Source organism: Gryllotalpicola kribbensis, assembly GCF_039538245.1.
Taxonomy (GTDB): domain Bacteria; phylum Actinomycetota; class Actinomycetes; order Actinomycetales; family Microbacteriaceae; genus Gryllotalpicola; species Gryllotalpicola kribbensis.
In genome coordinates, this window is record NZ_BAABBX010000002.1 from 151912 (window position 1) to 175010 (window position 23099).

The 23099-nt window shown below is 69.6% G+C and carries 22 protein-coding genes; 8 read left to right on the forward strand and 14 right to left on the reverse strand.

Features of this window, described 5'->3' with window-relative positions; genetic code table 11:
- Positions 1 to 112: 112 nt before the first annotated feature.
- The 13 genes from ABD716_RS01965 to prmC all read right to left on the reverse strand — a co-directional run bounded on the left by ABD716_RS01965 (position 113) and on the right by prmC (position 11447).
- On the reverse strand, positions 113 to 871 hold the full coding sequence (locus ABD716_RS01965) for a YaaA family protein (protein ID WP_344773239.1): 759 nt from the start codon (positions 869 to 871) through the stop codon (positions 113 to 115).
- 125 nt (positions 872 to 996) lie between these two features.
- The gene (locus ABD716_RS01970; protein ID WP_344773241.1) at positions 997 to 1260 is read right to left on the reverse strand and encodes a F0F1 ATP synthase subunit epsilon; all 264 of its coding nucleotides are present in this window, start codon (positions 1258 to 1260) and stop codon (positions 997 to 999) included.
- Between the two features lie 3 nt (positions 1261 to 1263).
- On the reverse strand, positions 1264 to 2736 hold the full coding sequence (gene atpD / locus ABD716_RS01975) for a F0F1 ATP synthase subunit beta (protein ID WP_344773243.1): 1473 nt from the start codon (positions 2734 to 2736) through the stop codon (positions 1264 to 1266).
- 37 nt (positions 2737 to 2773) lie between these two features.
- A complete protein-coding gene (locus tag ABD716_RS01980; RefSeq protein ID WP_344773245.1) occupies positions 2774 to 3676 on the reverse strand; it encodes a F0F1 ATP synthase subunit gamma in 903 nt (300 codons plus the stop codon).
- A 2-nt stretch (positions 3677 to 3678) separates the two neighbouring features.
- Positions 3679 to 5313: a F0F1 ATP synthase subunit alpha gene (atpA, locus tag ABD716_RS01985; protein ID WP_344773247.1), complete on the reverse strand. Its 1635-nt coding sequence runs from the start codon at positions 5311 to 5313 to the stop codon at positions 3679 to 3681.
- A gap of 50 nt (positions 5314 to 5363) precedes the next feature.
- On the reverse strand, positions 5364 to 6158 hold the full coding sequence (locus ABD716_RS01990; protein WP_344773249.1) for a F0F1 ATP synthase subunit delta: 795 nt from the start codon (positions 6156 to 6158) through the stop codon (positions 5364 to 5366).
- On the reverse strand, positions 6158 to 6712 hold the full coding sequence (locus ABD716_RS01995) for a F0F1 ATP synthase subunit B (RefSeq protein ID WP_344773251.1): 555 nt from the start codon (positions 6710 to 6712) through the stop codon (positions 6158 to 6160). The genes ABD716_RS01990 and ABD716_RS01995 overlap by 1 nt, the downstream gene beginning before the upstream one ends.
- A 31-nt stretch (positions 6713 to 6743) precedes the next feature.
- A complete protein-coding gene (atpE, locus tag ABD716_RS02000; protein WP_344756880.1) occupies positions 6744 to 6968 on the reverse strand; it encodes an ATP synthase F0 subunit C in 225 nt (74 codons plus the stop codon).
- A 46-nt stretch (positions 6969 to 7014) separates the two neighbouring features.
- Positions 7015 to 7812, reverse strand: a complete 798-nt coding sequence (atpB, locus tag ABD716_RS02005; protein ID WP_344773253.1) for a F0F1 ATP synthase subunit A — start codon at positions 7810 to 7812, stop codon at positions 7015 to 7017.
- A 204-nt stretch (positions 7813 to 8016) separates the two neighbouring features.
- The gene (locus ABD716_RS02010) at positions 8017 to 8490 is read right to left on the reverse strand and encodes a Cg1360 family ATP-synthase-associated protein (protein WP_344773255.1); all 474 of its coding nucleotides are present in this window, start codon (positions 8488 to 8490) and stop codon (positions 8017 to 8019) included.
- Entirely contained in the window at positions 8487 to 9737 is a 1251-nt protein-coding gene (locus ABD716_RS02015) for an MraY family glycosyltransferase (RefSeq protein ID WP_344773257.1), read from the reverse strand. The genes ABD716_RS02010 and ABD716_RS02015 overlap by 4 nt, the downstream gene beginning before the upstream one ends.
- A 6-nt stretch (positions 9738 to 9743) precedes the next feature.
- Complete coding sequence (locus ABD716_RS02020) at positions 9744 to 10493, reverse strand: L-threonylcarbamoyladenylate synthase (RefSeq protein ID WP_344773259.1); 750 nt, start codon at positions 10491 to 10493, stop codon at positions 9744 to 9746.
- A gap of 75 nt (positions 10494 to 10568) precedes the next feature.
- The gene (prmC, locus tag ABD716_RS02025) at positions 10569 to 11447 is read right to left on the reverse strand and encodes a peptide chain release factor N(5)-glutamine methyltransferase (protein ID WP_344773261.1); all 879 of its coding nucleotides are present in this window, start codon (positions 11445 to 11447) and stop codon (positions 10569 to 10571) included.
- A gap of 26 nt (positions 11448 to 11473) precedes the next feature.
- Here prmC and cysK point away from each other — a divergent pair, with 26 nt between their 5' ends.
- The 4 genes from cysK (at position 11474) to ABD716_RS02045 (ending at position 17299) form a co-directional block, all read left to right on the forward strand.
- Positions 11474 to 12418, forward strand: a complete 945-nt coding sequence (cysK, locus tag ABD716_RS02030) for a cysteine synthase A (RefSeq protein WP_344773263.1) — start codon at positions 11474 to 11476, stop codon at positions 12416 to 12418.
- Positions 12419 to 12955 (forward strand): serine O-acetyltransferase, encoded by a 537-nt coding sequence (gene cysE / locus ABD716_RS02035; protein ID WP_344773265.1) that lies wholly within the window; start codon positions 12419 to 12421, stop codon positions 12953 to 12955.
- Between the two features lie 172 nt (positions 12956 to 13127).
- The gene (locus tag ABD716_RS02040; protein ID WP_344773267.1) at positions 13128 to 16286 is read left to right on the forward strand and encodes a GH92 family glycosyl hydrolase; all 3159 of its coding nucleotides are present in this window, start codon (positions 13128 to 13130) and stop codon (positions 16284 to 16286) included.
- A gap of 80 nt (positions 16287 to 16366) precedes the next feature.
- Entirely contained in the window at positions 16367 to 17299 is a 933-nt protein-coding gene (locus ABD716_RS02045) for an endo-beta-N-acetylglucosaminidase H (RefSeq protein WP_344773269.1), read from the forward strand.
- Positions 17300 to 17485: 186 nt separating this feature from the next.
- On the opposite strand, the gene ABD716_RS02050 is transcribed toward ABD716_RS02045, so the two are convergent.
- Entirely contained in the window at positions 17486 to 18523 is a 1038-nt protein-coding gene (locus tag ABD716_RS02050; RefSeq protein ID WP_344773271.1) for a LacI family DNA-binding transcriptional regulator, read from the reverse strand.
- Positions 18524 to 18658: 135 nt separating this feature from the next.
- Between ABD716_RS02050 and ABD716_RS02055 the strand changes: the two genes are divergently transcribed.
- The 4 genes from ABD716_RS02055 (at position 18659) to ABD716_RS02070 (ending at position 23097) form a co-directional block, all read left to right on the forward strand.
- Complete coding sequence (locus tag ABD716_RS02055) at positions 18659 to 19939, forward strand: ABC transporter substrate-binding protein (RefSeq protein ID WP_344773273.1); 1281 nt, start codon at positions 18659 to 18661, stop codon at positions 19937 to 19939.
- 135 nt (positions 19940 to 20074) lie between these two features.
- Positions 20075 to 20956: a carbohydrate ABC transporter permease gene (locus tag ABD716_RS02060; protein WP_344773275.1), complete on the forward strand. Its 882-nt coding sequence runs from the start codon at positions 20075 to 20077 to the stop codon at positions 20954 to 20956.
- Positions 20953 to 21861, forward strand: a complete 909-nt coding sequence (locus tag ABD716_RS02065; protein ID WP_344773277.1) for a carbohydrate ABC transporter permease — start codon at positions 20953 to 20955, stop codon at positions 21859 to 21861. The genes ABD716_RS02060 and ABD716_RS02065 overlap by 4 nt, the downstream gene beginning before the upstream one ends.
- A gap of 3 nt (positions 21862 to 21864) precedes the next feature.
- Positions 21865 to 23097, forward strand: a complete 1233-nt coding sequence (locus tag ABD716_RS02070; RefSeq protein ID WP_344773279.1) for a glycoside hydrolase 5 family protein — start codon at positions 21865 to 21867, stop codon at positions 23095 to 23097.
- The last annotated feature ends 2 nt before the right edge of the window (positions 23098 to 23099 follow it).

A 23099-nucleotide genomic window follows, 5' to 3' on the forward strand; every position in this document is an offset into this window, starting at 1 on the left:
GCGTGCGCCTCGGCCCAACCGAGATTGAGCATATCTCATTTGAAGCTTCGGGCAATGGGCTGTGAGATCCCGGGCGCGGCGACGCGGCGACGCGGTGCGCGAGCGGCCCGGCTCAGGCCGCGCGCGTCACGAGCGTGACGGACGGCCGGCTCTCCTGCTGGATGCCCGGCTCGAGCTGGAACCCGTGCGCGGCGCCCCATTCGACGAGCTCGGCCAGCGAGCGCGGCGTGCCGTCGCTCAGCGCGTAGGCCCGCGCGAGCGCGCCCTTCGCGTGCTTGTTGAAGTGGTTGAGTGCGCGGCGGCGGCCGTCCGGTCCTTCCGCGACGACGTCGAGCCGCACCGCGTGCGGCACGGGGCCGAGCGCGGCGTAGCCCTGCGAGCGGGCGTCGAGCACGAGACCCTGCTCACCGGCCAGCGCCGCGGCCGCGGCATCCGCCCACAGCGCCTTGAGCCGCACGCCGGGAAGACGGGAGTCGTGCGAGAGGCGGTAGTCGGGAATCCCGTCCAGCGCGCCGACCGGGCCGAGGACCGCCGAGTGGATGACCACGTGTCGGCCGAGGCGCTCGCGCGCCGTCTCGGGCAGCGACCCGGCGTCGAGCGCGTCGTAGAGCACGCCGGTGTAGCGATCGACCGCGGGGAGCAGTTCGGATTCCTCGAGCACCCGGTTCTTCGCGACCTCGTGATGCTGCTTCACCCCGAGCTTGAGCGCGGCCACCGCGGCGTCGTGGTCCTCTGCGAGGGCAGCGACCGCGTCGAGGGTGGCGCGGCGGGCATCCGTCAGCATCGGGTAACGCAGCTTCGACAGGGTGAGCCGGGTGCCGGGCGCGCCGCCGGGGCGCTTCGTCTCGGAGGGGGGAAGCAGAAGGAGCACGGGAGTCCTGCGAGGAAGGGGTCTCGATGCGGTCGCAGAGCGACCTACTCGACCAGCGTGGGAAACGCGGAAGTCCCGCCCCGACGAGCGGGACGGGACTTCCGTGAGAGAGACAGGTTGAGCGGCTAGACCAGCTCGGCGCGCGACGCGACGATCGTGACGATGTCGGCCGCGACCGAGAAGAAACCGCCCTCGGCGTTCGCCGTGATGCGCTCACCGCCCGGCAGCGTCAGGCGCACCTGGCCGCTCGCGAGCAGGCCGAGCACCGGCTCGCGACCGGGCAGCACGCCGATCTCGCCGTCGGTCGTCTTGGCGACGACCATGGCCGCCTCGCCCGACCAGACCTTGTGGTCTGCGGCGACCACGCTGACGTTGAGCAGCTTCGCCATGGCCTACGCGTTCTCCTTCTGGATCTGCGCCCACTTCTCCTCGACGTCGGAGATGGCGCCGACGTTGAAGAACGCCTGAACGGCGACGTGGTCGAAGTCGCCGCGGGCGATCGCGTCGAACGACTCGATGGTGTCCTTGATCGGAACCGTCGAGCCCTCGACACCCGTGAACTTCTTCGCCATGTAGGTGTTCTGCGAGAGGAACTGCTGGATGCGGCGAGCACGCTCGACCGTGATCTTGTCCTCTTCGGAGAGCTCGTCGACACCGAGGATCGCGATGATCTCCTGCAGCTCCTTGTTCTTCTGCAGGATCTGCTTCACGGTGGTGGCCACGCGGTAGTGGTCCTCGCCGATGTAGCGCGGGTCGAGGATGCGCGAGGTCGAGGCCAGCGGGTCGACCGCGGGGTACAGACCCTGCGAGGCGATCTCACGCGAGAGCTCGGTCGTCGCGTCGAGGTGCGCGAAGGTGGTCGCCGGGGCCGGGTCGGTGTAGTCGTCGGCCGGCACGTAGATCGCCTGCAGCGAGGTGATCGAGTGGCCGCGCGTCGAGGTGATGCGCTCCTGAAGAACACCCATCTCGTCGGCGAGGTTCGGCTGGTAGCCCACCGCGGAGGGCATGCGGCCGAGCAGCGTCGACACCTCGGAGCCCGCCTGCGTGAAGCGGAAGATGTTGTCGATGAAGAGCAGCACGTCCTGCTTCTGCACGTCGCGGAAGTACTCGGCCATGGTCAGCGCCGAGAGGGCGACGCGCAGACGCGTCCCCGGCGGCTCGTCCATCTGGCCGAACACGAGAGCTGTCTTGTCGAAGACGCCGGCCTCGTCCATCTCGTGGATCAGGTCGTTGCCCTCACGGGTGCGCTCGCCGACGCCGGCGAACACCGACACACCGCCGTGGTCCTGGGCGACGCGCTGGATCATCTCCTGAATGAGGACGGTCTTGCCGACACCGGCGCCGCCGAACAGGCCGATCTTGCCGCCCTGCACGTACGGCGTCAGAAGGTCGATGACCTTGATGCCGGTCTCGAACATCGTGGTCTTCGACTCGAGCTGGTCGAACGACGGCGCCTTGCGGTGGATCGGCCAGCGCTCGGTGATCTCGATCTTCTCGCCGGGCTCGGCGTTGAGGATCTCGCCGGTCACGTCGAAGACGCGGCCCTTGGTCACGTCGCCGACGGGCACCGAGATCGGGGCGCCGGTGTCGCGCACCTCCTGGCCGCGGACGATGCCGTCGGTCGGCTTCAGCGAGATGGCGCGCACGAGGTCGTCACCGAGGTGCTGAGCGACCTCGAGCGTGATCTCGTGCGCCTCCTCCTCGTCGCCCGAGAAGCTGATGGTGGTCTTGAGCGCGTTGTACACCTCGGGGATCGCGTCGTGCGGGAACTCGATGTCCACGACGGGACCGGTGACGCGCGCAACGCGGCCGACGCCGGGCGCGACCTGTGCGCCCGTGCCGGGGGTCTCGGCGGTGATGGTCATTGTTGTCTCTCTCTGTCTCTCGAACAGGCTTCTGTGGTCAGGACGCGAGCGCGTCGGCACCGCCGACGATCTCGGAGATCTGCTGCGTGATCTCGGCCTGACGCGCGTTGTTGGCGAGGCGCGTGTAGTTGGTGATCAGCTTGTCCGCGTTGTCGGATGCCGACTTCATCGCCTTCTGCGTCGCGGCGTGCTTGGACGCCGCGGACTGGAGCAGCGCGTAGAACACGCGGCTCTCGACGTAGGCGGGCAGCAGCCGGTCGAGCACGGTCTCGGCGTCGGGCTCGAACTCGTACAGCGGAGCCACGCCGTCGACGTCGGGAAGGGAGTCGTCCTCGAGCTTGCCCTCGACCTGCAGGGGCAGCAGGCGGCGCACCCGCGGGGTCTGCGTGATCGAGCTCACGAACTGGTTGAACACGCCGTGGATCTCGTTCACCCCGCCCTCGGACTCGTCACGCGTGAACAGCTCGATGAGCTTGTCGCTGATCTCCTTCGCGAGCTCGAACGACGGCTGGTCGGTCTCGCCCGTCCAGCTCTCGAGGTACTCCCGACGGCGGAACGCGAAGTACCCGACGGCCTTGCGGCCGACGAGGTACCACACGACCTCTTTGCCCTGCTCTTTGAGCAGCGTCTCGAGCTGCAGCGCCTGGCGGATCACCTGCGAGTTGAACGCGCCCGCGAGGCCGCGGTCTGAGGTGTAGACCACGATCAGCGCCCTCTTGATCTCCTTGGGCTCCGTCGTCAGGAAGTGCTCGACGTTCGAGCGGTGGGCGACGAGCGCGACCGCCTTCGAGATCTCCTGCGTGTAGGGGCCCGCCTCGTTCACGCGAGCGAGCGCCTTGGCGATGCGGCTCGCACTGATGAGCTCCATCGCGCGGGTGATCTTCTTCGTCGTCTGCGCGGACCGGATCTTCGACCGGTAGATGCGAAGCTGAGCGCCCATGACTAGCGGTTCCCGGCGATCTTCTCCTGCTCGACAGCCTCGGCGTCGAGCGCCTCGTGCTGCTCCGTGCCGGGAGCGGCCAGGGGCTGGCCCTTGCCGGTCTGGAACTCGAGCTTGAACTTGTCGATCTCGGACGAGATCTCGGCCACCGTGTCGTCGGAGAGCTGGCCCGACTCGCGCAGCGTGTCGAGCACCTTCGTGTTGCGGCGCAGGTGATCGAGCAGCTCGCTCTCGAAGCGGAGGATGTCCTCGACCTCGATGTCGTCGAGCTTGCCGTTCGTGCCGGCCCAGATCGAGACGACCTGCTCCTCGACGGGGTACGGCGAGTACTGCGGCTGGCGCAGCAGCTCGGTCAGACGCGCACCGCGCTCGAGCTGGCGGCGCGAGGCCGCGTCGAGGTCGGACGCGAACATCGCGAACGCCTGCAGCGAGCGGTACTGCGCGAGCTCGAGCTTCAGCGTGCCGGAGACCTTCTTGATGTGCTTCAGCTGCGCGTCGCCGCCGACACGCGAGACCGAGATGCCGACGTCGACCGCCGGGCGCTGGTTCGCGTTGAACAGGTCGGACTGCAGGAAGATCTGGCCGTCGGTGATCGAGATCACGTTGGTGGGGATGTACGCCGAGACGTCGTTCGCCTTGGTCTCGATGATCGGAAGGCCGGTCATCGAGCCGTGGCCGAGCTCGTCGGACAGCTTCGCGCAGCGCTCGAGCAGACGCGAGTGCAGGTAGAAGACGTCACCCGGGTATGCCTCGCGTCCCGGCGGGCGGCGCAGCAGCAGCGACACGGCGCGGTAGGCCTCTGCCTGCTTGGTCAGGTCATCGAAGATGATCAGAACGTGCTTGCCGCCGTACATCCAGTGCTGGCCGATCGCCGAGCCGGTGTAGGGCGCGAGGTACTTGAAGCCGGCCGGGTCGGAGGCGGGGGCCGCGACGATGGTCGTGTACTCCATCGCGCCGGCCTCCTCGAGGGCGCCCTTCACCGAGGCGATGGTCGAGCCCTTCTGGCCGATCGCGACGTAGATGCAGCGCACCTGCTTGTCGGGGTCGCCCGACTCCCAGTTGGCCTTCTGGTTGATGATCGTGTCGATCGCGATCGCGGTCTTGCCGGTCTGGCGGTCGCCGATGATGAGCTGGCGCTGGCCGCGGCCGATCGGGATCATGGCGTCGATCGCCTTGATGCCGGTCTGCATCGGCTCGTGCACCGACTTGCGCTGCATGACGCCGGGGGCCTGCAGCTCGAGGGCACGGCGGCCCTCGGTCGCGATCTCGCCGAGGCCGTCGATCGGGTTGCCGAGCGGGTCGACGACGCGGCCGAGGTAGCCGTCGCCGACGGCGACCGAGAGGACCTCGCCCGTGCGGGTCACTTCCTGGCCCTCTTCGATGCCGGCGAACTCGCCGAGCACGACGACGCCGATCTCGTTCTCGTCGAGGTTCAGCGCGAGGCCGAGGGTGCCGTCCGCGAAGCGGACCAGCTCGTTCGCCATGACGCCCGGGAGGCCCTCGACGTGGGCGATGCCGTCAGCGGCGTCGAGCACGTGGCCGACCTCGGTGGCGGTCGCCTTGCTGGGCTCGTACGACGTGACGAAGTCCTTCAGCGCGTCCCGGATCTCGTCGGGGCTGATGGAGATGTCTGCCATGTTGTTCCTTTTGTAAGCGAGGCGGCTGGCCTCAGCGGTGAAGACCGGTGTTATGCGAGCTGGAGCCGCACGTCGGAAAGACGCGTGGCGATGCTCGAGTCGATGACGTCGTCGCCGACCCGCACGCGCAGGCCGCCGATGAGCTCGGGATCGATGACGGTGTTGAAGGCGATCGCCTTGTCGTAGCGCTTCGAGAGCACGCCGCGAAGGCGGTCCAGCTGAGCGGCCGTGAGGGGCTGCGCGCTGGTGACGGTCGCGAGCACGGCCTGCTTCTGGTCGGCGACCGTCTGCTGCGCCCAGCGCAGCGACTCGCGGATGCCGCGGCCGCGCGGGTCCGCGACGAGCTGACGCACGATCGCGACGGTCTGTGCGGAGACCTTCGTCTGAAGCAGGCGCTCGACCACGCCGACCTTCGCGGCCGGGTCGGCGAGCTTGCTGCGCAGGGCCAGCTCGAGCTGTGCGTCGCTCGCGACGGCCCGGCCGACCTCGAACAGCTCGTCGCTGATCGAGACGGATGCGGGCGCCGACTGTGCGATCGCACGGACGCCGGCCTCTTCGAGCCCGTCGATGATGTCGGCCGGCTCTGACCAGCGCTGCCGGGCGGCGGTCGTCAGCGCGGCGAGCGCAGCGCCCGACACCTTCCCCGCGAAGGCGCGCTGCACGAGCGCGGCCTTCTCAGCGGGGTCGGCCGCAGGGTCGGCGACGGCGCCGCGCAGCTGCGCCGACGAGCCCAGCAGGCGCGCCAGCGAGAACAGCTCTTCTGCGACGCCGAGGTCGGCCGCGCCGCCCTGCTGCACGAGAGTCTCGCGCACAGCGGTCAGCGCGTCGCGGGTGGCACTGCCCATCAGGCCTGCGCCCCCGCCTTGCCCTCGCTCGCCTCGAGCTCGGCCAGGAAGCGGTCGACGATGCCCGCCGCCTTCGCGTCGTCCTTCAGCGTTTCGCCGATGACGCCGGAAGCCAGGTCGATCGCGAGCGTGCCGACCTCGCTGCGCAGCTGGGTCGCGGCCTGCTTGCGCTCGGCCTCGATCTGCGCCTGGGCGGCCTGGGTGACGCGGGCGGCCTCGATGGCCGCCTGCTCCTTCTGCTCGGCGACGATCCGCTTGCCCTCTTCGCGGGCCTGCTCCTTGATGGAGGCCGCCTCGCTGCGGGCATCCGCCAGCTGCGCCGTGTACTGCTCGAGCAGCGCCTCGGCCTTGTTCTGGGCCTCGTCGGCCTTGGCGATGTTGCCCTCGATGGCCGCGGCACGGTCGTCGAGCAGCTTCGTGAAGCTCGGGATGAACTTCCACACGAAGAACACGACCACGACGACGAAGCACAGCGCCGCCCAGATGAGGTCGGACCACTCGGGGATGAGCGGGTTCGTGCTTGCCTCTGCCGCAGCTACGACTGCGTGAACCATCACGCCTCCTTATTGCTCGGTGCGGGCAGGACTAGTTGGTGAAGATGAAGTACGTCGCGATACCGATGAACGCGAGCGCCTCGGTGAACGCGATACCGATCCACATCAGCACCTGCAGGCGCGAGGCGAGCTCGGGCTGGCGGGCGACACCCTCGATCGTCTTGCCGACGACGATGCCCACGCCGATGGCCGGGCCGATGGCCGCGAGGCCGTAACCGACGGTGGCGATGTTGCCGGAGATAGCAGCGATGTCCACTGTGTGTGTTTTCCTTCCGTGATCAGGACGGCGGATGCCGGCCCGGTTAGTGCTCGTCCGCCACTGCCAACTGGATGTAGACAGTGGTGAGGATTGCGAAGACGTATGCCTGCAGCAGCGCGACCAGCACCTCGAAGAGCTGGAACGCGAAGCCGAAGGCGAGGGTGCCGAGGCCGAAGGCCTTGAACGCGACCGGACCCTCGATGAAGAAGAAGGTCGTCGCGGTGAAGAACAGCACGAGCAGCAGGTGGCCGACGATCATGTTCATCAGCAGTCGCAGCGTCAGCGTGACGGGGCGCACGATGAAGGTCGAGATGAACTCGATCGGGGTCACGATGATGTACAGCGGCCACGGCACGCCGGCGGGGAAGAGCGAGTTCTTGAAGAAGTGGCCCGTTCCCTTGCGGACGCCGGCGTAGATGAACGCCACGTAGGAGACCGCGGCGAGCAGCAGCGGCACGCCGATCACGGAGGAGCCTGCGATGTTCATGAACGGGATGACGCCCGTGATGTTCATGAACAGCACGAAGAAGAAGATCGCGGCGATCAGCGGGAAGAACCGCCGGCCGTCCTTCTTGCCGAGCAGGTCTTCGACGACGCCGACGCGGATGAAGTCGAGCCCCATCTCGACGACCGACTGGAAGCGCGTGGGCACGAGCTTCATCGATCGCGTGCCGACCCAGAAGAGGACGATGAGCACGATCGTGGCGACGACGCGGATCAGCATCACGCGGTTCATCTCGAACACCGTGCCCGCGAAGAGCACCGGACCGGGGAAGAACTCGTCGATGGAAGGGCCGTGGAACTGACCGTCGTTGGTCGAGGCGGAAACCAACAGGTTCACAGCGTTACTGAACAGCGCTATCTCCTGATTCAGGCACCGAGCGCCCGATGAAAGGCGACGATGGAGTTATACAGCCGAGCCCTGCGCGGTGTGCGCCGCGGAGCAGGCAAGAGGATCGGATTCACTCTACAAGACATTCGGCACGCCTTCGAATCAATCGGCTGTCAAACGGCGCGGATGTCTCGCACTTTCCCTCGCGTGCCCCTATTCTTTCTCGCCCGATCCGGACGCGTCTCGCGGGCCGGGCTCGACCGCGAGAGGAATCCGGCTGCGCATCACGACGACGACGTCGACGACCAGCGACCCGATCACGCCCGCGATGATCGAGAGGAAGAGGACGTACGGGTTCACCCACGGCTGGTGGCGCAGCAGGACGGCGATCACGAGGAAGACGATGAACTTGAGGATCCAGCCGCCGAGCACGATCGCGAAGAAGATGCCGGCGAACAGCTCGCCGCCCGCGTATCGATTGGCGTACAGGATGCTGGCCGCCGTGATGCCGAGGAAGACGAGGCCCATCGCCGCGCCGATCAGCGCGCTGCCGACGCCCACTCCCCCGGCGACGAGCGCGCCGATCACGACGGCGATCACCGCAATGCCGGCGACGATGATCGCATCCCACTTGAGGGCGGTGCGCATCACGCGGTTGACCGCGAGCTGAGGGCGCGGTGTGGTCATGAGGCCTCCTTGCGGGCGCGGTCGGGGTCGTCGGGGCGGGGAGCCGGCATCAGCACGGGGCTGCTGGGCGGGGCATCCGTCAGGCTCGCCTCTGGGTCGATGCCGTGCGCCTCGGCCGCCATGACGGTGCGGCGGCGGCCGAGCGGCGCCAGCGTGACCACCGTGCACACGACCAGGCCGACGATGACGAAGGCGATCGCCACCCACACGGGCACGACGGGCGAGAACGAGAACAGCAGCATGCCGATCGAGATGACCGCCGTCCACGCGTAGAAGATCAGCACGGCGTGGAAGTGCGAGTGCCCCATGTCGAGCAGGCGGTGGTGCAGGTGCTTGCGGTCGGCCGCCATCGGCGAGCGCCCCGCGTTCACGCGCCGCACGACCGCGAGGCCGAAGTCAAGGAACGGCACGATGAGCACCGCGAGCGGCAGCACGATCGGCAGGAACGCCGACAGCAGGTGCGCGCGGCCGACGACGTGCTGCAGCGTCGACGGGTCGAACTGGCCCGTCACGGCGACGGCGCTCGCAGACATCAGCAGGCCGATCAGCAGCGCGCCCGCATCGCCCATGAACATGCGCGCGGGGTGCCAGTTGAGCGGCAGGAACCCGACGCAGGCGCCGATCAGGATGGCGGTGATGACGGAGGCCAGCGAGAAGTAGTTCATCGGGCTCGTGCGCACCGTGATGGAGTACGTGTACACGAGGAACACGCAGTTGGCGATGAGCGCGACGCCGACGACGAGCCCGTCGAGCCCGTCGATGAAGTTGATGGCGTTCATCGTGAGCACGATCACGATGACGGTGATGATGACGCTCGTCAGCGGCGACCAGACGGTGAGGCCGCCGATCGGCAGGGACAGGATCTGCACCCCCGACCACGCCACGAGGCCGGCGGCCACCATCTGGCCCGCGAGCTTCGTCATCCAGTCGAGGTCGACGAGGTCGTCGACGACGCCGATCACGACGATCAGCAGGCTGCCGCCGAGGATGCCGAGCACGGGCTTCGGGTCGTTGAAGACGATCTGCAGCAGGGGGAACCGCCCTGCGAACAGCCAGGCCGCGCCGAAGGCGATCAGCACGCCGAGGAACATCGCCACCCCGCCGAGCCGCGGCGTCGGGCGCGTGTGCACGTCGCGCTCGCGGATCGCCGGGTGCAGCTTGAAGCGCAGCGCGAAGCGGTAGACCGCCCACGACAGCCCGAAGGTCACGAGCGCGGTGAACAGACCGAGCAGCGCGAGGAGGGTCATGAGGCGTCAGGCCTCCGGGTCGGAGCCCGCCGCGGCCTCTGCGTCGTCGGCGGACGCGGCGAGCTGCTCGGGCGTCTCGAGCTTGTCGCCGATCACGGAGCGCAGCTGGTCGGCCGAGACGACGCCCTGGCGCAGGATGCGCACGCCGCGCCCGTCGGCGAGACCGGTGACGTCGACGATGGTCGACGACTCGCTCGCCCCGGTCTCGGTGACGCCGTCGTAGGCGGCACCCGCGAGGCCCGCGTCGAGGTACACCGCGATCGCGTCGCCGAGCATCTCTTCTGCGGCGGCGGCGGTCTTGGCGGCCGGCAGGCCGGTCTTGTTCGCGCTCGACACCGCGAGCGGGCCCGTCTCGCCGAGCAGCTCGAGGGTGAGCTTGTGGTCGGGCATGCGCAGGGCGACCGTGCCGTGCGTCTCGCCGAGATCCCAGATGAGCGAGGGCTGCGCGTTGAAGACGATCGTGAGACCGCCGGGCCAGAATGCCTCGGCGAGCTGTCGCGCCTGGTCAGGCACCGACGCGGCGAGCGCGTCGAGGGTCTTGAGGTCGGGGATCAGCACCGGCGGCGGCGACTGGCGCCCGCGGCCCTTGGCATCGAGCAGCCGCTGCACCGCGGCCGCGTTGAAGGCGTCGGCTGCGACCCCGTAGACCGTGTCGGTAGGGATCACGGCGAGCTCACCGCGGCCGAGCGCCTGGCGGGCGAGGCGCGTGCCGGTGAGCAGCTCGTCGGGGTCGGAGCAGTCGTAGATCGAGGGCATGACAGCCGAAGTCTATCTGCGGCCGGCTGGCGACCGGCTCTGCGTCCCCGCGTCCGGCAGAACTCGTTGAGGGGGTCAGGGCCGCAGGGCCGTCGTCGCGCGGTCGCGGCCGGTGAGGTCGGGGTGCGTGGATGCCGCGCGCCAGCCGTCGGCCGCGAGCAGGCTCCTGATCGCCTCGCCCTGCAGCTCGCCGTGCTCGATCACGAGCAGGGCGCCGGGGTGCGCGAGCCGCAGCGCCGTGCGCGACAGGGCCCGCACGAGATCGAGACCGTCGGGGCCGCCGTAGAGCGCCATGGCCGGGTCGAAGAGCCGCACCTCGGGGTCACGCGGAATCGCGTCCGTCGGCACGTACGGCGGGTTCGAGATCACGACGTCGACGCGGCCGTCGAGCTCGGCGAGCAGCGCCGGGTCTGCCAGGTCGCCTTCGACGAGCGTCGCGTTGGCGGCACCGGATGCCGCGAAGTTGCGCCGGGTCCACGGCAGCGCCTCCGCCGACTTCTCGACGCCGAGCACCCGCGCGTGCGGCACCTCGACGGCGAGCGACAGGGCGATCGCCCCGCTGCCGGTGCCGAGGTCGACGGCGATCGGCTCGGGCGAGGCCGCCTGCCGCAGCGCGTCGATGGCGAACTGCGCGACGTGCTCGGTCTCTGGGCGCGGCACGAAGACGCCGGGGCCGACCGCGAGCTCGAGCGACCGGAAGGCGGCCGAGCCCGTGATGTGCTGCAGGGGCTCGCGCGCGGCGCGTCGGGCGGCCAGTTCGCGCACCCGGCTCGCGACGGATTCCTCGGCCGGGGCATCCGCCAGCGCCATCGCCTGCACCCGCCCGCGCGACGCGTCCGTCACAAATCCGATCAGCAGGGCCGCGTCGATGCCCGGCGTGGGCACGCCTGCGGCGGAAAGCTGCTGGGTGACCTCATCGAGCAGGCCGCGGATCGTAACGCGCGTCGTGTTCATAACCCTCGCAACAATAGGCTTCCGCTATGGCCGAGATTCTTTCTGACATCACCAAGGCGGTGGGCGGAACGCCCCTCGTCACGCTGAACCGCGTCACCGACGACGCAGCCGCCACCGTGCTCGCGAAGCTCGAGTTCTTCAACCCCGCCTCCAGCGTCAAGGACCGCATCGCCGTCGCGATCGTCGACGCCGCCGAGGCCGACGGCGCCCTCACCGAGGGCGGCACGATCGTCGAGGCGACGAGCGGCAACACCGGCATCGGGCTCGCGATGGTCGGCGCCGCCCGCGGCTACAAGACGATCCTCGTCATGCCCGACACGATGAGCGTCGAGCGCCGCCTGATCCTGCGCGCGTTCGGCGCCGAGGTCGTGCTCACCCCGGGCGCCGAGGGCATCAAGGCGTCGATCGCCAAGGTGCAGGAGATCGTCGCGTCGACCGAAGGGGCGATCTGGGCGCGCCAGTTCGAGAACCAGGCGAACCCCACGATCCACTACAACACCACCGGCCCCGAGATCTGGGACGCGACCGGCGGCAAGGTCGACATCTTCGTCGCCGGCATCGGCACGGGCGGCACGATCACCGGCGCGGGGCGCTTCCTTAAAGAGCAGAACCCCGACATCCGCATCGTCGCGGTCGAGCCGGCCGAGACCGAGGTGCTGCGCGGTGGCGCCCACGGGCCGCACAAGATCCAGGGCATCGGCGCGGGCTTCGTGCCAGAGGTGCTCGACACCGACGTCTACGACGAGGTCTTCCCCGTTCCGAGCGACGACGCCATCGCGACCGCGCGCCGGCTCGCCGCGGAAGAGGGCGTGTTCGCCGGCATCTCCTCGGGTGCCGCGGTGTTCGCCGCCGTGCAGCTCGCGAAGCGCCCCGAGAACGCCGGCAAGACGATCGTCGCCGTCGTGCCCGACACCGGCGAGCGCTACTTCTCGACCGCGCTGTACAAGCACCTCGCCGAGGCCGACGCCTAAGTGCCCGCGCACCCCCTGCGCGCACTGCGCGAGGACATCGCCGCGGTGAAGCGCCGCGACCCGGCCGCCCGCTCGGCGGTCGAGATCGTCCTCGCGTATTCCGGCATGCATGCCGTCTGGGCGTACCGCATCGCACACCGGTGGTGGCGCTCCCCCGGGCTCAGCGTGGCCGCGCGACTGCTCTCGCAGCTCGCGCGGTCGCTGACCGGGGTCGAGATCCACCCCGGTGCGACGATCGGCCGCCGGCTCGTGATCGACCACGGCATGGGCGTCGTCATCGGCGAGACGGCCGTCGTCGGCGACGACGTGCTGATCTACCACGGCGTCACCCTGGGCGGGAATCGCCGAGGCAGCAGCAGCAAGCGCCACCCGACGATCGGCGACGACGTCGTGCTGGGCGCCGGTGCGAAGCTCATCGGCGACATCTCCGTCGGCTCGCACAGCCAGGTCGGCGCGAACGCGGTGGTCACGCACGACTTCCCCGAGCATTCGGTGCTCACGGGCGTGCCGGCGATCAACCGCAACGCGCGCGTCTGACGCCGCGCCGAGAGCGGTTGCGCTGCTCGGATCTGCTTCGCGCTGCTCGGATCCGGGGCGCGCGGAGAGGATCCGAGCAGCGCAACCGGGTGCCGGCGGCGCGGCTGGCGCGGGGCGCGCCCCGCGCGCGGCGATGTGACAAAACCTGTTTAGTTACCTACCGTCGAGGCTCGTGCATGTGCTCAGACGCGACGGCGGGCCAGAGACCACCTACAACGCGCGCCCGGGCATCGGCTCGGTCTCGCCGTCGGCCTTCCGCGTTCACGCGCCGGCCGGCGACGGCGTGGTCGAGTTCGAGGTGCCGGCGGATGCCGCGGGCCGCACCGTCTCGTCGGAAGACGAGCTGCGCTACGACTGGTTCCCCGCGGCAGGCGGCACACTCGAGACCCGGTGGGACGCGACCGCGTTCGCGCTCGACGTCGAGTTCGACGACGGCACCCGGCTCAGCGACACCGCCGCTCGCGATCAGCACGGCAACGTCGTCACGCCCGATGCCCAGGCAGCGGCGAAGACCCTGTACGTCGACCAGTGGAACCGCCGCACCGTCTCGTTGGCCGGGCGCCGAGGGGCAGGCATCCGCCGCATCATCGCCCAGCTGCGCCGGTCGTCCGCGGCCGACCTCACCGGCTGGCTCGACGCCGTGCGCGTCGCGCCGGCACCCGCCCCGGCACGCGAGCCGCTCGAGCACGTGGACACGCGTCGCGGCACGCAGTCGAGCGACCGATTCTCGCGCGGCAACACGGCGCCGCTCGTCGCGGTGCCGCACGGCGGCGTCTTCGGCCTGCCGATGACCGACGCCGCGGCAGGCAACTGGCCGTATTCGTACCACCAGCACAACCGCGACGACGGCCGCCCCGCGCTGCAGGCGTTCGCGACCTCGCACCTGCCGAGCCCGTGGATCGGCGACCGCGGGGTGTTCCAGCTGATGCCGAGCCCCCTCGAGCACCCGTCGGTCGACCGCTCCGAGCGCGCGCTCGGCTTCGACCACGGGGACGAGACGGCCCGGCCGCACCTCTACGAGGTGGCGCTCGACGGCGGGGTCACGGCCCGGCTGACGGCGGGCGGCTTCGCCCTCGGGCTGCGGTTCACGAGCGCGGGCCCGTGGCTGTCGGTGATCGTCGACCACCTCGGCGCGGCGGTCGCCTGCGAGAGCACGGCGACCGAGGCCGGAATCGCGGTCGACGTCGAGCTCGACGACGGCCCGGGGCGGCCGCGGCACTTCGTCCACGTCGAGCTGCCGCCCGGGGGCGACGCGCACCTCGAGTTCGAGGGCGACCGGGTGCGAGGGCATGTGGCGTATGCCGCGGAGCCCGGCGCGCCGCTCGACGTGCTCGTCGGCATCTCGACCATCGACGCCGCCCAGGCACGCGCGAACCTCGCGGCGGCCGGCCGATTCGACCGGATGCTGCAGGCCGCGGCCGAGCGCTGGCGCGCCAAGCTCGCGACGCTCGAGCTCGACGGGGCCACGGACGACCAGCAGCGGTCGATCTTCGGCGACCTGTACCGCCTGTTCCTGTACCCGAACGCGTATGCCGAGCCGGAGCCGGGGTCGGGTGAGCTGCGCTACCGCAGCCCCGTCGACGGCGAGGTGCGCCGCGGCCGCTTCAGCGCGAACAACGGCTTCTGGGACACCTACCGCACCTGCTGGCCGGCCCTCGCGCTGCTCACCCCGGGAACCGCCGGGCAGCTCGCCCAGGGCTTCGTGCAGCATGCCGACGACAGCGGCTGGACGAGCCGGTGGAGCGCGCCCGGCCCCGTCGACTCGATGACGGGGACGACCAGCGACACGGTCTTCGCCGACCTGGCCGCGAGCGGCGTCGACGGCTTCGACGTGGCGGGCGCGTATCGCTCGGCGCTCGTGAACGCCACCGTGCCCGCGCCGCGGCCGGAGGTCGGCCGCAAGGGCCTCGTGCCCGGCGTCTGGCGCGGCTACATCGACACCGAGACCCACGAGGGTCTGTCGTGGACGCTCGACAACGCGATCAACGACTGGTCGGCGTCCGTCCTCGCGCGGCTGCTCGCCGAACATGAGGCGGATGCCGCGCGCCGCGCGCGCCTCGAGGCCGAGGCCGAGTACCTCGGGCGCCGCAGCCTCGGATACCGTGCCGTGTTCAATGCCGAAGTGGGGACGTTCCTCGGGCGCACCCGGAGCGGCGAGTGGCGTATGCCGGCCGGGGAATACGACCCCGACGTGTGGGGCCACGACTACACCGAGACGAACGGCTGGGGCACCGCGTACACGGCGCCGCACGACGGCCGCGGACTCGCCGAGCTGCACGGCGGAGAGAGCGCCCTCGGGGCATCCCTCGACCGCTTCTTCGCCCGCCCCGAGCGCGCTGAGGCCGCGAGCTGCGGGTCGTACGGCTTCGTGATCCACGAGCAGACCGAGGCGCGCGACGTGCGCATGGGCATGCTCGGCCTCTCGAACCAGCCCGCCCACCACATCCCGTTCTTCTACCTGCACGCCGGGCGTCACGACGACGCGCACCGCGTCGTCACACAGGCGCGCGACCGGCTGTTCGTGGGCTCCGACTTCGGGCAGGGATTCCCCGGCGACGAGGACAACGGAGAGATGTCGGGCTGGCACCTGTTCGCGAGCCTCGGCCTCTATCCGCTCACGCCGGCGAGCGACACCTTCGTGCTCACTCCCCCGCTGCTGCCGCGGGTCGTGGTGCGCCCCGAGGGCGGCGGCGAGCTCGTCATCACGGCGACGAACGCCGGCGCCCCGCACATCGCTCGCGTGCGTTGGAACGGCACGGAGTGGAACGACGTGTCGATCTCGCGGCGGATGCTGCGCGAGGGCGGCCTGCTGGAGTTCGAGCTCTCCGACGCGCCCACCGGGTGGGCGGCCGAGTCGCGACCGGTGTCGGCGTCGCTGCTGCACGGCCTCGCGACTCCCCCGCAAGATCTGCTCGCGCGCGTCGCCGGCGGCCCCGCCGACGACCTCGGCGCGTCCCCGGCAGCGCTCGCACCAGGAGACCGGATCGAGCTCCCCCTAGCCCCCTCTTCGGTCTTTCCCATTCCCCCGAAGTGTGAGTTCGGGTCGCCCGGAACGCCCTCCGGCAGCCCGAACTCACACTTCGGGGAAGTACGGGCGGGGGGCCTGTACACCGTGACGCTGAGCCAGCCGGCGCTCGCAGGGTGGGTGCTCGAGGGAGTGTCGCGCGACGGGGCCGTGCGCGAGCTCGACCGACGCGAGAGCGAGCCCTTCGAGCGGCCCGGGCAGCTGCGCCCATTCCGGCTCGCTGCCGGTCAGGCATCCGATCTCATCGCCGTTCGCTTCGTCGCCGAGACGCCGCTCACGCTGCTCCAGCTCGAGCTGCTCGACTGAAAGTCGTTGACTATACCGGTTTAGTTCTCCATCCTCCCCAACAGGGGGCACACCGACCCGCCCCCTCTCAAGGAGGAGACATGACGAAGAAGCCGGCCGCACCGCGGCGCCACCGCACCGCGTTCTCAGCAGGCGTCGCCGCCACCGCGGCGGTGCTCGCCGCACTGCTGGCGCCGGGGGCCGCGAACGCCGCGCCCGTGAACGGCAACGCCGTGCATGCGAAGCACGGCCCCGTCAACGTGGCATACGTCGAGGTCAACGACAACGAGCTGGCGAACGTCGGCCGCTACACGCTCGACGACGGTGCGCCCGCCTTCGATGTCGCGGTGATCTTCGCCGCGAACATCAACTACGACGGCGAGAAGGCGCAGCTGTACTTCAACGACCAGGTGCAGCAGACGCTCGACGACGCGGCGATGCAGATCCGCCCGCTGCAGAAGAAGGGCATCAAGGTCACTCTGTCGATCCTCGGCAACCACCAGGGCGCCGGCCTCGCGAACTTCCCGACGCAGCAGGCGGCCGCGGACTTCGCCCAGCAGGTGGCCGCGGCGGTGCACGCCTATCACCTGGACGGCGTCGATCTCGACGACGAGTACTCGGACTACGGCGTGAACGGCACGCCCGAGCCGAACGCGCAGTCGGCGGGCTGGCTGATCTCGGCCCTGCGGAAGGATCTGCCGAACAAGATCATCTCGCTCTATGACATCGGGCCGGCCGGGGACTCGCTCGCCGCGGCCGACCCGTCGGTGAACGCGAAGCTGAGCTATGCGTGGAACCCGTGGTACTCGAGCTACGAGGCCCCCGTCGTGCCCGGGCTGCCGAAGTCGCGCATCTCGCCGGCAGCGGTCGACCTGCAGAGCACGCCGGTCTCGCTCGCCTCGTCGTTCGCGGCGCAGACCGTGAGCGACGGCTACGGCGTCTTCATGACGTACGACCTGCGGGCGGGCGACGAGAGCGCCTACGTCTCGGCGATCACCGAGAAGCTCTACGGTCAGGCATCCGTCTACCGCTGAGCGCGGCGCGCCAGTCGTCACAAAAGCGGCTCACCGAGCGTGGTGGGCCGCTTTTGTGACGACCGGGCGGGATGCTTCCGCCGCGGGTCGTCGAAAACGCGGCCGCGCTCACGGAATGGGCCGCTTTCGTGACGACCGGGACGGTGGCGGCGAAGAGGTCACGACCGGGACGTCGCGGCGAAGAGGTCACGCCCGGGGCGGGGGCGCCGTGCTCTCGCGCACCGAGAGCTGCGGCGCAGGCCCGGGCCGGCTCGGCACGGGTGCGGTCGCATCCAGAGCATCGAGCAGCGTGCGCACGGCCACCTCGCCGAGCTCGACGGTGTCGCGCGTCAGCGTCGTGATCGAAGGACGCACGAGACGCACCATGAGCGAGTCGTCGAACGAGGCGATCGACAGCGACCCGGGCACGGCGATGCCCATCTCGTGCGCGACCCGCAGCCCGGCGAGAGCCATCACGTCGTTGTCGTAGACGATCGCGGTCGGCCGCTCGGGCAGCGAGAGCAGGCGGCGCGTCTCGGAGGCCGCGGCCTCTGCGCTGTAATCGGTCGGCGTGCTGGTGGCCGACTCGAGCGAGAACTGGCCGACGAACGACTGCAGCACCTCGCTGCGCAGCAGGGTGTGCTCGAACTCGGCGGTGCCCGCGACATGCGCGAGGCGCCGGTGACCGAGCGCGGCGAGATAGCCGAACAGCGTGCGCGCCGCCTCGGAGTCGTCGACCCACACCGTGGGAACGGAGGTGTCCCGCGAGGGGTGGCTGCCGATCAGCACGCCGGGCAGCCCGAGCTCGTCGAGAAGGGCCAGCCGCGGGTCGTTCGCGCGCGGGTCGACGACGATGACGCCGTCGACGCGATGCGCGTGCCACCACTCGCGATAGGTCTCGACCTCTTCCTCGAGGCTCGAGACGACGAGCATGTGCAGCGCCGTGTGCGCGGGCGAGAGGCCGAGCTGGATGCCGGAGAGGAGCTCGGGGAAGAACGTCTCGGTGCCGAGGATGCGCGCGGGCCGGTTCAGCACGAAGCCGATCACGCCGGCCCGCGACTGCCCGAGTGCCTGGGCCGCGCTGTTGGGCCGCCAGTTGAGCTCCTGCGCGATGGCGAGGATGCGCTGGCGGGTCTCTGCGCTGACGCCGGGCCGGTCGTTGAGCGCGAACGAGACCGCCCCCTTCGAGACGCCCGCGCGCCGCGCGATGTCGCCGATGGTGGCGCGCCGTGGCTGGGGAGGCATTTTTCTCCGCAAAGTTGACTAAATCGGTTTAGTTCTTCAAGCTACCGTAACAGCGGGGGTCCGGCGGCAAGTTGCTAAGACTTTTCTAGACCGATTTAGTTCCCCGTGACCATGCCACAAAGGAGTTGCAAGCAGATGCGCAGAACACGCCTCATCGCGGCGGCGGCCCTCGCCGGGGTCGCGGCACTCGGAATCACCGCGTGCTCGTCCGGCGGAAGCGGCTCGGGCTCGAGCCAGTCCGACTCGGGCAAGATCACCGGCAACATCACGCTGCAGACGTGGTCGCTCACCCCGACCTACACCGACTACCTCAACGGGGTCATCTCGGCCTTCGAGAAGAAGCACCCGGGCGCCAAGGTGAAGCTGCTCGATCAGCCGGGTGACGGCTACTCCGACAAGGTGCTGTCGCAGGCATCCACCAACTCGCTGCCCGATGTCGTCAACCTTCCGCCCGACTTCGCGCTGCCGCTCGCGCAGCAGGGCTACCTCGAGGACCTCAGCACGCACACCGACCTCGACAAGACCTACGTCAAGAGCGCGGTCGACGCGTACCACTTCAACGGCGTCGACGGCTACTACGGCTTCCCCTGGTACCTCGGCACCGACCTCGACTACTGGAACAAGAAGCAGCTCGACGGCTGCGGCCTCGACTCGAGCAACCCGCCGAAGACGACCGACGAGCTGTTCGCGCAGGCCAAGACCATGCACGACAACTGCCCCGACACCTACCTGATGAGCCGCATGCCCGGCATCGGCGACTTCACGGTCGAGGGCATCAAGGTGCTCAACAAGGACGGCACCAAGTTCGTCTTCGACACCAAGAAGGCCGAGGCCCTCGTCGACACCTACGCGAACGCCTACAAGAGCGGCTACATGCCGCCGACCGTGCTGAACGGCGACTACCTCGGCAACTCGACGCTGTTCACGCAGGGCAAGGTCGCCTGGACGACCGGCGGCTCGACGTCGTACAACGATTTCGTCAAGAACAACCCGAGCCTCAAGGACAACGTCGCCGTCACCGCCGCGCTCAGCGTGCCGCCGGTGTACGTACAGGGGCTCAGCGTCGCCAAGGACAGCAAGCACCTCGCCACCGCGATCGCGTTCGCCGAGTTCCTGACGGATGCCACCAACCAGAACGCCTTCGGCCACGCGGCCAATGTGTTCCCGTCGACGCTCGCCTCGGCGAACGACCCGTACTACTCGAAGGACGACGGCACCGTCTCGGGCAAGGCCCGCGTCATCGGCTATGCCGAGCTCAAGAAGTCGAAGGTGCTGCAGCCCTATGTGGTCAACAGCGCCATGAGCGACTACTTCAACCAGCAGCTCGCGCTGGCCATCAAGGGCCAGATCTCGTCGCACGAGGCGCTGTCGAAGGCCGAAGACAAGATGAACCAGCTGCTCGAGCAGCAGCAGTAGACCCAGGGGTGGGGGAAGACCGCGGGCGGCGCGCATCGGCGCCGCCCGCGGCATCCACTCATCGCCGCCCGCGCAGCACACGCGCACCGCAACACCTCGAATGCAACACACGCCACAACACGTAAGGAGGGCGCGATGAGGGCGAACCGCTGGTTCTCGCCGTGGATCATGGTCGCGCCGGCACTGATCTGGCTTCTGGCCTTCTCGGTCTGGCCGTCGCTCAACACGATCCGCATGTCGTTCACGAACGCCAAGCCGCTCGGCCACAACGAGCACTGGGTCGGCCTGCAGAACTTCATCGAGATCTTCCACGACGACCAGGTGCTCGGCGCGCTGATCAACAGCGGCATCTACATGCTCGTCTGCCTGCCGCTGCTGACGATCCTGCCGCTGCTCATCGCCGTGCTCGTCGAGAAGAAGCTGCGGTTCATCTCGTTCTTCCGCACGGCGTTCTACACCCCGGTCATCGCCTCGGCCGTCGTCGTCGGCCTCATCTGGACCTGGCTGCTCGACGACCGCGGCCTCGTGAACAACGTGGCACAGGCGCTGCACGTCATCCAGGGCCCGATCCCGTTCCTCACCGACCGCTGGCTCGTGATCTTCAGCGCGATCAGCCTCACGGTGTGGAAGGGCCTCGGCTACTACATGATCATCTACCTCGCCGCCCTCGGGAACATCGGCCGCGACCTGCACGAGGCGGCGGCGATGGACGGCGCCGGCGCCGTGCGGCGGTTCTGGAGCGTCACGGTCCCCAACGTGCGCGGCACGATGACGCTGATCGCGATCCTCGTGTGCGTCTCGGCGCTGCGCGTGTTCTCCGAGCTCTACATCCTCACCGGCGGTCACGGCGGCCCCGGCGGCCAGGACATCTCGCTCGTCATGCTGATCCAGCAGTACGCGCGGGGCTTCTACGGCAACCTCGGCTACGCCTCGGCGCTCAGCATCCTGCTGTTCCTCATCACGCTGATCCCGATGCTTGTGCTCGCGCGCATCAACAACAGGGCGGAGCAATCATGACGACGACAACGACGACGGATGCCGCAGCCCAGCAGCCCCTCACGCGCGCGGCGAAGCGCCGCCGGCACCGCACCTTCGGCGAGGCGTCGATGACCGAGAAGGTCGTGCGCTACGTGCTGCTGATCTTCGTGCTGTTCATCACGCTCGGCCCGTTCCTGTGGGAGCTCTCGACCTCGCTCAAGGGCCCCGACGAAGACATCTACACGACGAATCCGCAGTTCATCCCGAGCGAGCCGACCCTCGCGAACTACCTGCACGTCATCCAAGCGATCCCGGTGTTCGGCTACATCGGCAACTCGCTGATCGTGGCGGCACTGGCCGTCGGCGGCAACGTGATCTTCTCGACGCTCGCCGGTTTCGCCATCGCGCGCCTCAGGTGGCGCGGGCGCCGCATCGTGCTGGGCCTGTTCCTCGCGACCCTCGTGCTGCCCGGTGAGGCGACGATCATCTCGCAGTTCGTGACGGTGCGCAGCCTCGGCCTCGCCGACAGCCTGCTCGGCGTCGCCCTGCCCGGCATGATCGCGGCCCTCAACGTGCTGCTCATGTACAACGCCTTCCGCCAGGTGCCCGACGAGATCGACCAGGCCGGCGTGATGGACGGCGCGACCTCGTGGCAGCGGCTGTGGTTCATCGCGCTCCCCGCGGTCCGCGGCACGATCGCCGTGATCGCGATCTTCTCGTTCATCGGCGCGTGGGACGACTTCCTGTGGCCGCTCATCGTGCTGACCACGCCCGAGAAGTTCACCCTCACGATCGGCCTGCAGTACCTCTCCGGTACCTTCGCCAACGACCAGCGCATGATCGCCGCCGGCACGATGATCGCCTTCATCCCCATCGCGATCGTGTTCTCCGTCTTGCAGCGCTTCTTCTTCAAGGGCGTCGAAGAGGGCGGAGTGAAGGGCTAACGCATGAGATTCGGTGTCAACTACACGCCCAGCGCCGGCTGGTTCCATTCCTGGCTCGAATTCGATGCGGATGCCGCGCGCCGCGACCTCGACGGCATCGCCTCGCTCGGCGTCGACCACGTGCGGGTGTTCCCCCTGTGGGGAGTCGTGCAGCCGAACCGCGGCCTCATCCGCCGCGCCGCGCTCGACGACATCGGCGCGCTGATCGACGTCGCCGGCGAGTTCGGCCTCGACGTCAACGTCGACGCGATCCAGGGGCACCTGTCGAGCTTCGACTTCCTGCCCGCGTGGCTCGCCACGTGGCACCGCCGCAACATGTTCACGGACCCCGAGGCGATCGACGGCGAGCTGCACTATGTGCGCGCCCTCGCCGAACTCCTCGCGAGCCGCCCGAACGTCCTCGGCCTGACGCTCGGCAACGAGCTGAACCAGTTCGCGGCCGCGCCCCACCCCGACCCGCACCCGGTGAGCGCCGGCGACGCGCACGCGTGGCTCGCTCGGCTGACGGCGGCGGCGCGCGAGTCGGCGCCCGGGCTCGTCACGCACTCGATGTACGACGCCGGCTGGTACGACGACACGCAGCCGTTCGGGCCCGAGCACGCGGCGGCGCACGGCGATGCGACCGTGGTGCACTCGTGGGTGTTCAACGGCGCAGCGCAGCGCTACGGCGCACTCGCTCCCGGCTCGGTGCGTCACGCGGAATACCTCTCGCTGCTCGCCGCCGCCTGGAACGAGGACGCGGCGCGCCCCGTCTGGCTGCAAGAGGTCGGCGCGCCGACCAATGTGGTGCCGGTGGCCGACGCGCCCGAGTTCCTCGAGGCGACCGTGCGGCACGCGGCATCCGTCGCCCGCATGTGGGGCATCACGTGGTGGTGCTCGCACGACGTCTCACGCGAGCTCGCCGACTTCCCCGAGCTCGAGTACGACCTCGGTCTCTTCGACAACGACCGGCGCATCAAGCCGACCGGCCGGCGCTTCGCCGAGCTGGTGCGCGAGCTGCGCACCGCTCCCCCGGCCGCCCCTGCGCCCATCGCGCTCCTTCTCGACGACACGGCGGAGGGCTACCGCGCCAGCTGCGCCCCCGGCGGAGAATTCTTCGAGGCGTGGCTGCGTGCCGCGGAGGCCGAGGGGCGCGGGCCGCAGATCCTGCTCGCCTCCCGCGCCGCAGACGAGGCATCCCTCGCCGCCCGCGGCATCACCCGCGTGCTCGCGGACTGCGCCGAGCTGCCGCGCTGAGT